The sequence below is a fragment of the Flavobacterium gillisiae genome, assembly GCF_900107635.1.
GTDB lineage: Bacteria > Bacteroidota > Bacteroidia > Flavobacteriales > Flavobacteriaceae > Flavobacterium > Flavobacterium gillisiae.
This window is the reverse complement of sequence record NZ_FNRD01000017.1, coordinates 36,940-49,434: the sequence shown is the minus strand read 5'-3', so window position 1 is coordinate 49,434 and position 12,495 is coordinate 36,940. Positions and strand designations below refer to the sequence as shown.

Annotated in this window: 8 protein-coding genes and 1 rRNA gene; 6 read left to right on the top strand and 3 right to left on the bottom strand. The window is 33.6% G+C overall.

The genetic code is table 11. The features are described from left to right. The 3 genes from rrf to BLV35_RS18450 form a co-directional block, all read left to right on the top strand. Positions 1–92 (top strand): 5S ribosomal RNA (gene rrf / locus BLV35_RS18460); the annotation flags it as partial. Positions 93–500: 408 nt separating this feature from the next. Further along, entirely contained in the window at positions 501–3,494 is a 2,994-nt protein-coding gene (locus BLV35_RS18455; protein WP_091093710.1) for a sensor histidine kinase, read from the top strand. 140 nt (positions 3,495–3,634) lie between these two features. Further along, positions 3,635–5,254 carry an amidase gene (locus tag BLV35_RS18450; RefSeq protein ID WP_091093709.1) on the top strand — a complete coding sequence of 540 codons (1,620 nt, stop codon included), beginning with the start codon at positions 3,635–3,637 and terminating at the stop codon, positions 5,252–5,254. Positions 5,255–5,514: 260 nt separating this feature from the next. Here BLV35_RS18450 and BLV35_RS18445 read toward each other — a convergent pair whose 3' ends face one another. Genes BLV35_RS18445 through BLV35_RS18435 form a run of 3 tightly spaced genes read right to left on the bottom strand, consistent with a single transcriptional unit; the run spans position 5,515 to position 7,447 of the window. Further along, a complete protein-coding gene (locus tag BLV35_RS18445) occupies positions 5,515–6,156 on the bottom strand; it encodes an endonuclease III domain-containing protein (protein ID WP_091093706.1) in 642 nt (213 codons plus the stop codon). Between the two features lie 6 nt (positions 6,157–6,162). Beyond that, positions 6,163–6,552, bottom strand: coding sequence for a peptide-methionine (R)-S-oxide reductase MsrB (gene msrB, locus BLV35_RS18440; protein WP_091093703.1), 390 nt, complete (start codon positions 6,550–6,552; stop codon positions 6,163–6,165). Between the two features lie 28 nt (positions 6,553–6,580). Further along, positions 6,581–7,447 (bottom strand): alpha/beta hydrolase, encoded by an 867-nt coding sequence (locus BLV35_RS18435; RefSeq protein WP_091093700.1) that lies wholly within the window; start codon positions 7,445–7,447, stop codon positions 6,581–6,583. 186 nt (positions 7,448–7,633) lie between these two features. On the opposite strand from BLV35_RS18435, the gene BLV35_RS18430 reads away from it, so the two are divergent. From BLV35_RS18430 to glgB, 3 genes are all read left to right on the top strand, one after another. Further along, on the top strand, positions 7,634–9,055 hold the full coding sequence (locus BLV35_RS18430) for a glycogen synthase (protein WP_091093697.1): 1,422 nt from the start codon (positions 7,634–7,636) through the stop codon (positions 9,053–9,055). Further along, on the top strand, positions 9,052–10,332 hold the full coding sequence (locus BLV35_RS18425; protein ID WP_091093695.1) for a glucose-1-phosphate adenylyltransferase: 1,281 nt from the start codon (positions 9,052–9,054) through the stop codon (positions 10,330–10,332). Before BLV35_RS18430 ends, BLV35_RS18425 begins: the two co-directional genes overlap by 4 nt. A gap of 67 nt (positions 10,333–10,399) precedes the next feature. Then, positions 10,400–12,307: a 1,4-alpha-glucan branching protein GlgB gene (gene glgB, locus BLV35_RS18420; protein ID WP_091093691.1), complete on the top strand. Its 1,908-nt coding sequence runs from the start codon at positions 10,400–10,402 to the stop codon at positions 12,305–12,307. Positions 12,308–12,495 lie beyond the last annotated feature (188 nt).

Sequence of the window (12,495 nt, the reverse complement as noted above, 5' to 3'; positions counted from 1 at the left end):
GGGGCTCACCTCTTCCCATCCCGAACAGAGTAGTTAAGCCCGCCTGCGCAGATGGTACTGCAGTTATGTGGGAGAGTATGTCGTCGCCTTTCTTTGAAAACCCTTTTCTAACGAACAGGGTTTTTTGTTTTGTAATACAACGGCGTTCGCTCTTCGGGCTCCGCTTTTCGCCTTTTTTTAAAATTCTTAATTTATTCTAACATCTATTAAATCCTGTTTTAACAAACGGGGTTTTTTCGTTTGTAGTAAAGGCAAAATAATGTTAATTTTGATAGATATTGCGTGTTGTAATTGTTAATATTTTTGTTTAATTAAACCATTTTTACGATTTTAAAAGTTTACTTTCGCTGAAGTAGCGATTGTTCTACAAATGTCTTAAGAACAAATTCAAGGGCTTTTATTTTGCTAGATTGGTGATTTTCCATATGGGGTCTTAAACTGATTTATAGTCAATAAAAAGTAATAGTTTGTTAAATTAAATCAAAACAAAATATTCTTGAATGAAATTACAAAATTGGTTTTTTCTGTTTTTCATATTTACACTCTCTTTTTCATCATTCGGTCAATACTTCCCCTCCAAAAACTACACAACCGCAGATGGTTTGCCTAATAATGCGGTGCGATCTTTATTTTTAGATTCTAAGAACGTATTATGGATTGGTACAGAAAATGGCGTTTCCATAATGCAGAATGGAGTATTTTCAACAATAGATGAATCCAATGGCTTAGGACATAACAGTTGTTGGGATATTTCACAAGATACGAATGGTAATATGTGGTTTGCCAGTTACGGTGGTGGTGTCAGTAAATTCGATGGTCAGAAATTTACTGTTTTCACGCAGAAAGAAGGCTTACTCGCCAATAAGACAAGAAAGGTTTTTCCTTATAAGAATAAAATGTATGTTGGCACAGAGCAGGGTGTTTCTATAATTGACATTTATAGTAATAAAGTTATTACGCCAATTGGACCAGTCCATAAAGAGGATTTTATATGTATTTCGTTTTTTGAATATGGCGGTATAGTATATTTTGCTTCCGTTTTTGATGGTTTGTATAAGATTGACGAATCGGGTTCATTCCCCAAGATAATTCCTGTAATTTTGCATAAAAACACTTATGCTTTAGGGCTTTTTGGTTCTAGTTTATACAGCGGAAATAATGGTTTTGTTGATAGGTTTGATATATTAGATATTAAAAAAGGTAAATTGGGCTCTTCTCAATTTGGAAAATCAACGGTTTGGCAATTCGCAAAAGATAAAAGAAACATTGTTTTTGCAGCTGCTTGGGGTATTTATAATCCTGATGGTGGGTTGTATCGTATTGACAGAAATCAAATGATTGATGTCTCTGATTTGCATGGAATTGATTCCAAGGTTTTATTTAATGTCGTTTATAATAAAAAAGAAGACATTTTATACGTTGGCTCGAATGACAAAGGAATATATGAAGTTAGATTGAACAAAATGATTGATTATATTCCTTTCGAAGGAAATTCAATTGTTGATTTTAAAAATTATGGAAAGCAAAAAATCATCCTGCATAATAAAGGAGTTTCCATTTTAGATTCTAAGCAGAAGATATTAAAGACGGTTTCAACTTCTGAATTTAAAAAGGCGGAACAGACCTATTTAGATAAAGCGAAAAATATTTTAAATAGACAGGGAGTTGAATCACAAGATTTTGAACTCAATTTTAAAATTAAAGCAGATGGAATCGTGTTTTATGAAATGGTAAAACATAAAAACTCGTTCTGGATTGGGAGTAATATTGGTATTTTCGAAATGAATTCAGAAGGGAAGATCATAAATTATGTACCTAAACACAGTCTTAAATTTGGGTTTCTATCAAATGATAAATTTATTGAAACGATTACTTATGCAGGAGTTAGAGTATATGATGATATCTATAATCTTAAAAGTACCCATTATCCTAAATTTGAAAAAAACACACCACAGTATATTGTACAAATATTAAATAACAAGGACAAGACTTATTTTTTGTCTGTTTTTAATGGCTTGTATGTTTATCATAATAATCAATTTCAATCGTATTTAGCTGATGGTATTTGGAAAGAAAATAAATTCAAGCATATTACGGTAAATGACAAAGGCCAACTTATATTAGCTGCTGAATTTGGAAATGTATTTATCGTGGATGACAGGGCTGCTTTTAAAGTATTGGATACAATTAATAAAGAGAATTTAATAGGTAAAACAATCCTTTTTCTAGAATCTTATAAAGATTGTATTTTTATTGGTACTGAAAAGGGAATCAATATTTATCAAAATGGAGACTTCCGCTTTATCGATAAAGAGCATGGTTTGAAGGATTGTAATTTCACTTCTTCGGAAATTATAGATAAGGAGTTATGGTTGGGAACAAAAAAAGGTTTTTATACTGTTGATTTAGATCTAATTTTAAAAGAGCAAATTACCGTTGCAGGTATAGATATAACTAAGATAGCGGTCAATAACATTGCTGTCGATAAATCAAATTACAAATGGTTTAAGTATGCTTCAAGTAAATTAGTTCGTGATTATCAACAAAATTCTTTTTCTATTGATTTTATTCCCAGAGGACATCCATTTCCGGAGAAATTAAAATTCCGTTATCGCTTGAATTCTAAAAACCGATGGAGTCCTTACAGCGATAAAACAAACTTGTTTTTACCTTATTTACCTTTTGGTGATTATTTAGTAGAAGTAGAAGTTTTTGATTTGAATGCTGGGAAATCTAGTGTTTTTAAATTATTGAATATTTGTGTAGAACCTCCATTTTGGTTTAGGTGGTGGTTTATTAGTCTAGTCTTTTTGTTTGTTTTTGGTATTGTAGTCTATATTATTAACCGAAAAAAGAATATTACCAGAGATAAAGTTAGCAAAGAAAAACAAATAACGGAAGCTAAATTTGAAGCCTTGTCTAACCAGATGAATCCTCATTTTATTTATAACGCTTTAAATTCCATTCAAGATTATGTAGGGGCTAATGATGAGCACAATTCTACATTATACATTAGTGAATTTGCAGGTTTAATGCGAAAAACTTTAAAAAATTCACCAAAACAGACAATCACAATTGAAGAAGAAATAGCATATTTAGAGAGTTACATATTTATTGAAAACATGCGATTTAAAGACCGTGTTGTGTCTGAGATTTATATAGATCCAGCGATAAGTAAGGCGGCGTTAGAAATTCCGCCTATGTTGATTCAGCCTTTTGTGGAAAATATTTTTGTACACGCCTTTGACGAATTTCATCCTTCTCCAAAACTTAAATTATCTTTCGAAATGGTCTCCACTCATGTTTTAGAGTGTAAAATTAGCGATAATGGAAAAGGCTTGAAGGCCCATAAACAATCTAAATTTCACGTTTCAAGAGGTATTGCGTTAGCCCGGGAACGAATCATTTTATTGCAGCGATCTAATTTGGATCCCATTCAAATTCATTTTACGGAGAATGACGGCACAACGGTTACAATCCAACTAATTATTTAAAAAGCAGACAGTTTGAGTTGAAAAATGACATCTATTTGCTATTGTAGTAATTATTTTATGACGGTTAATTTAAATTAAAAATTATGTAGTACTTTAGGCTAACCAATTTTTAAGAATTAATTGCTTAAATAATTTCATCTATGAAAAGAAGAACTTTCTTAACATCAACGACTATGGCCTCTATGAGTCTTAGCGCTTTTTTAATTTCGGGTTGTACTAATGTAAAAAAGAATGAAGAGTCGGAGGTTGTCGACGATATTACAACAACATTTGAACTTGAGGAAGAAACGATTAGCAGTCTGCGTGGGAAATTAGCTTCCGGAAAATATACTTCAGAACAATTAGTGCAATTGTATCTAAAACGTATTGACGCAATAGACAAAAACGGACTTAATTTAAATTCGGTTATAGAAATTAATCCTGAAGCGATCGCTATTGCAAAGACGATGGATGTCGAGATGAAAGCGGGTAAACTACGAGGACCTTTACATGGTATCCCGGTTGTCCTAAAAGATAATATTGACACGGCTGACAAAATGCAAACTACTGCCGGATCGCTTGCTTTGGAAGGTAATTATCCTTCAATTGATGCTTTTGTAGTTAACAGGCTCAGGGAAGCAGGCGCCATCATTATTGGTAAAACAAATTTGAGTGAATGGGCAAATTTTCGTTCTACACAGTCCTGCTCCGGATGGAGTAGTAGAGGCGGACAAACAAAAAACCCTTATATTTTAGATCATAATCCATGTGGTTCCAGTGCAGGTTCTGCGGTGGCCGTAGCGGCAAATCTTTGCGTTGTGGCTGTGGGTACTGAAACGGATGGTTCTGTAGTTTGCCCTTCAGCAGTTAGTGGTATTGTTGGCATTAAACCCACAGTAGGATTAGTCAGTAGATCTGGAATTATTCCCATATCACATACCCAAGATACGGCCGGACCAATGGCAAGAACAGTTGAAGACGCAGCTATATTACTTGGAATATTAGCAGGAATTGATTCTAAAGACCCTGTTACTAGTGAAAGTTATGGAAAAGGCGAAGCAGACTATACTAAATTTCTAGATGCAAAGGCATTGCAAGGGAAAAGAATTGGGGTAGAGAGAAAACCACAGGGCCAAAATCAGTTTATGCATGCCTTGCAAAACAAAGCGATTGATCTGATTAAAAAACAAGGTGCAACCGTTATTGAAATAGATTATATAGATAAAATAAACGAATTGGGATCCGCCGAGTTTGAAGTGATGCAATATGAATTTAAAGCTGGAGTCAACAAGTATTTAGCTACTTCAAGTGCGAAGGTAAAAACATTAAAAGAGGTTATTGATTTCAATAGTGCCAATGAGGATAAAGCAATGCCTTATTTTAAACAAGAAACACTAATAAGTTCTAACGAGAAGAAAGGACTTGATGATAAAAAATATATTGAAGCATTAAATAAAAGCCATTTTGGTTCTAAGAAAGTTTTGGATGATGTAATCAAGGCGAATAAGCTTGATGCAATTTGCGGATTAACAATGGGACCTGCATGTAGTATCGACAATATATATGGTGACCGTTGGGGAGATGTTTTCTTGACAACTCCAGCAGCGGCAAGTGGATATCCTCATATCACAGTACCGTGCGGAATGGTATATGAATTACCAATAGGATTTTCCTTCTTCGGGAAACCTTATTCTGAACCTGAATTAATAGGAATCGCCTATGCTTATGAACAGGCTTCTAATAATAGGATAAAACCAAGTTTCAAGAAGTCATTTTTATAAAAAGAGTTGGAAAAAATAGGACAACAAATAACGGGATAAATAGCCGTTATTTGTTATCGTATATAAGAGAAATAAGGTAACAGTTGTATGCTGATATTTCAATCTGGGAGCTTAAAGAAGTCATAATAGAAAGTTCATTGCAGTAAGGAATGACGGACTGGGATTTGATTTAAGATACTATTGTTTTTGTATGTATTTAGTGAATTGTACTAAATAAGCAATAATACCAGAGCTCTCGGGTGCGTTAGCACGATGCAATTTTAGAAACTCTCTCTATCATATTTACATATTCCATTAATCGGACATTCGTTACATTTAGGAGTTGGGCGACAAATTTCTCTGCCTAAAAAAGAGATTGCCATTCCTATTTCTTCCCAAATAGTTTTTGGTAATACTTGTATCAATTGTTTTTCGACTTTGATACCGTCGTTAGTTTCTGGAATTAATCCGATTCTGGGTGCTACACGGATAACATGTAGATCTGCAATGATACCTGCTGCGGTAGCTTTGGCTTCGCGCATAATAACATTCGCAGATTTACGGCCGATACCTTTTAGAGCTGTCAAAGCATCCATTGTGAGGGGGATGTTCTCGTCTTTTTCAATGGTTTTTGCAATTTCTATTAACCAACTCGCTTTGGTTCCAAAATTTTTGACTTTGGAGATATAGGGTATTAGCCTTTCTACATTCGAAACTGCCAAACTTTGCATATCTGGATATACTTCAAAAAGAAATGGAGCTATTTTATTTATATTGGCATCAGAATCTTGAGCTGATAAAACGACCATTACCAAAAGCTGATATAAATTGTCGTACTCTAATGGATGTTTTCTTCCTTTGTATTTTATTAGAATAGGTTCTAATTTTTGTTCCCAATCATTTGAATGTCCGAATAAATCCATTCATTTTTATTTTTTGAAATCTATTGAAACCGAATTTACGCAATAGCGTTGTCCGGTACTTGTTGGTCCATCATTAAATAAATGACCCAAATGACTTCCGCAATTAGCGCAGACTATTTCAGTTCGAATCATTCCGTGCGTTTTATCTAAAACATATTTGACTTTTCCGGGAATTGAGTCATCAAATGACGGCCAGCCACAATGTGCATCAAACTTTGAGTCACTTTCAAATAATGGTTCTGAACAAGCACCGCAGCAATAAGTGCCTTCTTCATAATGTAAATTGTAAGTTCCTGTATGTGGACGTTCTGTTCCTTTCTCACGTAGAACACGGTATCTTTCTTCTCCCAGTTCTTGTTTCCATTGGTCTTCGGATTTCTCTATAGGATATTTCATTGTTTAGAATTGATTTTTGGATTAATAATTAGTATTTGGTCACAAATTGCACCGTTCTTTTAACTACCTCAGAATCACCTAAAACTTTTCGGTGTCCTAGCCCTTCTGTTAATAAGAGTTCTCCATTTTTTAAATGATCATAAATGTGCAAACCTGCTTTTACTGGAACTTCGGGATCATCTTTATCATGAATTACTAAAACAGGTATTGTAATATCTTTAGCTGCTTGATAAGCAGAGTAGTCATTCATTTTCCCCCCAAATTTTTGCTCGAAATGAAGTCTTAAAGAGGTCGCATAACTTGGCTTTAGCTCTAATTTAGCAATAAAATCTTCAATAATATCTTGAACAATATCTCCACTACCTATAATTACGGCAGTATTTAACTGCAGACCTTCTTTTATTGCATTCAGTACAGACATTCCACCTAGAGAATGTCCAACAGCCGATTCAAAAGGACCATAATGTTTATCTATTTCTAGAATTGAAGCGATAAATTCAGTCATTATAGATTGATTTCCAGATGATTTTCCATGTGCAGGAGCATCAAAACTAATAGTAGAGTAACCACAATTTACTACTGCATCTGCTATTTTTACCAATTGAGTACCTCGTCCTGACCATCCATGAACCAATAAAATTTTCTTGTCACTTTGCCCATATTTGTAAACAACTACTGCTTTGTTTATTGTAGGAATATGAAGTGTTGTTTGTTCGCTTTTTTCGTCCATTTCAAGCTCCCTTTTAGGAATCTTATGTTTTATTGGTGTTGTAAATAATTTAGCGGCAAATAATATGGTGATTTTAGGTGAAATAAAAGAGATAAATTTACTTGCAAGTAGAATAGGCTTAGGAATTTGTAATGATTGAGTGTGAATAGAAGATTTTTTTGTCATATCGATAAATTTTTGAGACCGCTTTTATTTTATAAAATTTTTACTAAATTTAGAAAAACATAAAAGTAGTATATTTAATAAAGTTTTAATGTCAAATTAACCTTTTACATTAAAGAAAGAATGGTCCTAATAAAAGAAGGGTTTTCAATTCAACTACATAACTTGAAGAAAAACAAAATTTAATACATGGAAATATTTCATATTAGCGCAGAGTGTTATCCTGTAGCAAAAGTAGGTGGTTTAGCAGATGTCGTAGGGGCTTTGCCAAAATACCAGAATAAAGCCGGCCATCTTGCAAGAGTTGTGATTCCTTGTTATGACACAAAATTTAAAAAAGAAAATAAATTTGAATGTGTTCACTGGGGTTTTGTAAAATTGGGAAAATTCAATTTTTCATTTAATGTACTCAAGGAAACAACAGATAAGTTAGGATTTGAGTTATATCTCATTGAAATTCCCGAATTATTCGACAGAAAGGAAGTATATGGATATGAGGATGATATTGAACGATTTTTATCTTTTCAAATAGCTGCCTTAGATTGGATAATAGGTCGTAATGAAATGCCGGATGTAATTAATTGTCATGATCATCATACTGGTTTGATTCCATTTATGATGTTGTATTGTGATAAATATAAAAAAATACAAAATACACCTTCAATGATTACGATCCATAATGGGTTGTATCAGGGGCAATTTGGATTTGATAAACTACATTATTTACCGGAATTTGATTTAGCTCATGTGAATGTTTTAGAGTGGGATCACTGTATCAATTCATTGGCTGTAGCTATAAAATGTGCTTGGGCAGTGACAACAGTTTCTCCAAATTATTTGAATGAGATTAATTACTCAGCAAATGGATTAGAATCGCTATTTAATATTGTTCGTTATAAATCAAGAGGGATATTAAACGGAATCGATACTGAAGTTTGGGATCCAGCTAAAGATAAAATGTTGGAAAAAAACTATTCAGTTGAAAATTTTCAAAAGGGTAAACAGCAGAATAAAGAGACATTATGTACTTTATTTAATTTAGATCCCAAAAAACCACTTTTTAGTTTTATAGGACGATTATTAGAAGAAAAAGGAGGCGATTTATTACCACAGGCATCGGCTTTGGCGTTATCAGAAAATTATAAAGAAATCAACATTCTTATTTTAGGTTCTGGAAATCAAGAGATAGAAAACCATTTAAATAGTTTGTTGGTAGATTATAAAGGGAATTACAACACGTTTATTGGATACAACGAAGAATTAGCGCATTTAATTTATGCAGGAGCTGATTTTTTATTGATGCCGTCAAGGGTAGAGCCATGCGGATTGAATCAAATGTATTCCCTTCGATATGGTACAATTCCAATTGTAAGAAGAACAGGAGGGTTAAAAGATACGGTAATTGATTTTGGAGATGACGGGAATGGTATTTCGCATGATCAAGCTTCTGTAGGAGATATTTGTTACTCCATTCAAAGGGCAGTAAGCTTGTATAAAGATAAAAAACATTTAAATGAAATTAGGCAATTAGGGATGAACACAGATCATTCCTGGGAAAAAGCATGTCAAGAATATATAGAGGTTTATAATTTAATAATTAACAAAGTATGAAAGCTAAGAAGAAAAATGTTATTGCAATTATTTTAGGAGGGGGACAAGGATCTAGGTTATATCCATTGACAGAAAGTAGATCTAAGCCTGCAGTGCCAATTGCTGGAAAATATAGGTTAGTTGATATTCCAATTTCAAATTGTATGAATTCAGACATTAAAAGAATGTTTGTATTGACGCAGTTTAATTCTGCTTCTTTAAATGCTCATATAAAAAACACTTATACTTTTAATGCTTTTAGTCAAGCTTTTGTGGACATTCTTGCTGCCGAACAAACTCCTGATAATCCAACGTGGTTTCAAGGGACATCTGATGCAGTGCGACAATGTATGCCTCATTTTTTGAATCATGATTTTGATTATGCTTTAATCCTTTCTGGAGATCAATTGTACCAAATGGACTTCAATGAAATGATTGAAGAACATATAAAACATGAAGCTGATATAACAATTGCCACGTTGCCTGTAAATGCTAAGGATGCACCAGAATTTGGAATTTTAAAAACAAATGCTGACAGTTGTATAGAGTCATTTATTGAAAAACCTGCTAAAGAGTTGCTACCAGAATGGGAATCTGATGTAAGTGAGCAAATGAAAAGTGAAGGTAAACATTACCTAGCTTCCATGGGAATATATATATTCAATAAAGAGCTGTTAGTTGAATTAATGAAAAATCCAGATACAAAGGATTTTGGAAAAGAAATTATTCCACAAGCTGTAGGAAAACAAAAAATATTAAGCTATCAATATGAAGGATATTGGACTGATATAGGTAATATAGATTCGTTTTTTGAGGCTAATATTGGTTTGACAGATGATATACCTCAATTTAACTTATTCGATAACGATAATAAGATTTACACTCGTCCGAGATTGTTACCTCCGTCAAAATTTCACCATACCTTAGTGGAGAAATCGTTAATTTCTGAAGGTTGTATTATTCATGCTAAGGAAATCAAGAAATCAGTTATTGGTATTCGTTCTCGAATAGGAGATGAAACTGTTATTCAAAATACTTATGTTATGGGGAATGACTATTATCAAAGTATCGATGATATGAATGAAGATAAAGCTAATAACAATATTTTGATGGGTATCGGTGATAATTGTTTTATCAATAACGCATTAGTAGATAAAAATTGTAGAATTGGTAATAACGTTTATATCAATGGTGGTAAGCATTTAGAAGATGTTTTACATGAATTATATGCTATAAAGGAAGGAATTGTAGTAATTAAAAAAGGTTCTGTTATTCCAGATGGTTATAAGATAAATTAAGATCAAAAGTATTTTTTAAAGTTAATATTCTAATTTATTCCATACGGTTAGAAACATACCAATATATATGAGCAAAGTTCTCACACATTCCCTTTTTACTGATTTTGACATTGACTTATTTAAAGCTGGAAAGCATTACAGATTATATGAGAAACTTGGAGCGCATCTAATTGAATTAGATGGTGTAAAAGGGGTGTATTTTGCCGTTTGGGCTCCCACTGCTCATTCTGTATCTGTTGTAGGAGATTTTAATTTCTGGACTCAGGGAGAACATCTGCTTCAGGTAAGATGGGATTCCTCTGGTATCTGGGAAGGGTTTATACCAAATGTCGAAAAAGGGGCTACCTATAAGTATAAGATACAATCAAATAACGGCGGAATTGTTACTGAAAAAGCAGATCCTTTTGCTTTCTATTGTGAAAAACCACCACATACTGCATCTGTAGTTTGGGATCTCGATTACAAATGGGATGATAGCAAATGGATGAAGAATCGTGAAGATCACAATGCGCTTGACAAACCGTATTCGGTGTATGAAGTTCATTTAGGATCCTGGAAACGTCATGGAGAAGACAATCGATTCCTAACCTATCTTGAATTTGCAGAAGATTTAGTTGCTTATGTAAAAGAAACTGGATTTACACATGTTGAGTTTATGCCTATCATGGAGTATCCTTATGATCCTTCTTGGGGATATCAACTCGTGGGTTATTTTGCGCCGACATCCCGTTTTGGGAATCCACAAGAATTTATGGTTCTGGTAGATCGATTGCATCAGGCCGGAATTGGGGTTATTCTGGACTGGGTTCCTTCTCACTTTCCAGATGACGCACATGGGTTAGGCTTCTTTGACGGCTCTAATCTTTTTGAACATCCAGATCGTAAAAAAGGATATCATCCAGACTGGAAAAGTTTAGTTTTTAATTATGGCCGTAATGAAGTGCGTTCCTTTTTAATTAGTAATGCCTTGTTTTGGTTGCAGTATTACCATGCAGACGGACTTCGTGTGGATGCAGTAGCTTCGATGTTATACTTAGATTATTCAAGAAATGATGGCGAATGGGAACCTAATATTTATGGTGGGCGTGAAAACCTAGATACCATAAGTTTTTTGAAAGAATTCAATGAAGCGGTGTATTCTAATTTTGAAGGTGTCCAAACTATAGCCGAAGAAAGTACTTCATTTCCTATGGTTTCAAGGCCAACGTCCATTGGAGGATTAGGATTTGGGATGAAATGGATGATGGGCTGGATGCACGATACTTTAGAATATTTTCAAAAAGACACTGTATATAGAAAGTACCATCAAAATGATTTGACTTTCTCCTCAACTTACGCTTTTTCAGAAAATTTCATGTTGCCACTTTCTCATGATGAAGTGGTGTATGGTAAAAAATCTATTCTTGGCAGAATGCCTGGTGATGAATGGCAAAAGTTTGCAAATTTACGACTACTATATAGCTATATGTTTACACATCCAGGAACAAAATTACTGTTTATGGGATGTGAATTTGGGCAAAGTGCTGAATGGAATTTTGAAGGTAGTCTTGATTGGCATTTAAATGAATATCCATATCATGACGGGGTAAGAAAGTTAATAACAGATCTAAATGGTTTATATAAGGCGGAGCCGGCATTATATGAAAAACAATTTAGTCCTGAAGGATTCGAATGGATTAACTATTCAGATCATCAAAATGCAGTTATTTCCTATATTCGAAAAGGAGTCAAGTTAAAAGACGATGTAATTGTGGTTTGTAATTTTACCCAAGTAATTCGTGAAAATTATCGAATTGGTATTCCAAGAAAAGGGAAGCTGAAGGAGATTTTTAACAGTGACGCTGCGACTTATGGTGGTAGCGGCATAAAAAATGGTGCTAAATTAGCGATAGAAGCGGCACCATATGACGGACGCGATTATTCAGTAGAACTAACATTAGCTCCTTTAGGAGTAACCGTTTTTAAAATCGTATAAGTATTTATAATAATAGGCGTACGACTTTTTTAAATAAAATTATTAATTCGGCAAACTCTATTGATTCCTAGAATTAATAGGGTTTGTTTTTTAATAAAACAGTTATAAAGACTTCGCTAATAAAATTGCTTTTTAGGAAGACCGATTTACTTTTTTGTATTTTTGGAAACAAATAAAGGGCTTAATAG

Coding starts and splice junctions, on each gene's coding strand:
- BLV35_RS18455 (WP_091093710.1), top strand. CDS start 501: ATGAAATTACAAAATTGGTTTTTTCTGTTTTTCATATTTACACTCTCT.
- BLV35_RS18450 (WP_091093709.1), top strand. CDS start 3,635: ATGAAAAGAAGAACTTTCTTAACATCAACGACTATGGCCTCTATGAGT.
- BLV35_RS18445 (WP_091093706.1), bottom strand. CDS start 6,156: ATGGATTTATTCGGACATTCAAATGATTGGGAACAAAAATTAGAACCT.
- msrB (WP_091093703.1), bottom strand. CDS start 6,552: ATGAAATATCCTATAGAGAAATCCGAAGACCAATGGAAACAAGAACTG.
- BLV35_RS18435 (WP_091093700.1), bottom strand. CDS start 7,447: ATGACAAAAAAATCTTCTATTCACACTCAATCATTACAAATTCCTAAG.
- BLV35_RS18430 (WP_091093697.1), top strand. CDS start 7,634: ATGGAAATATTTCATATTAGCGCAGAGTGTTATCCTGTAGCAAAAGTA.
- BLV35_RS18425 (WP_091093695.1), top strand. CDS start 9,052: ATGAAAGCTAAGAAGAAAAATGTTATTGCAATTATTTTAGGAGGGGGA.
- glgB (WP_091093691.1), top strand. CDS start 10,400: ATGAGCAAAGTTCTCACACATTCCCTTTTTACTGATTTTGACATTGAC.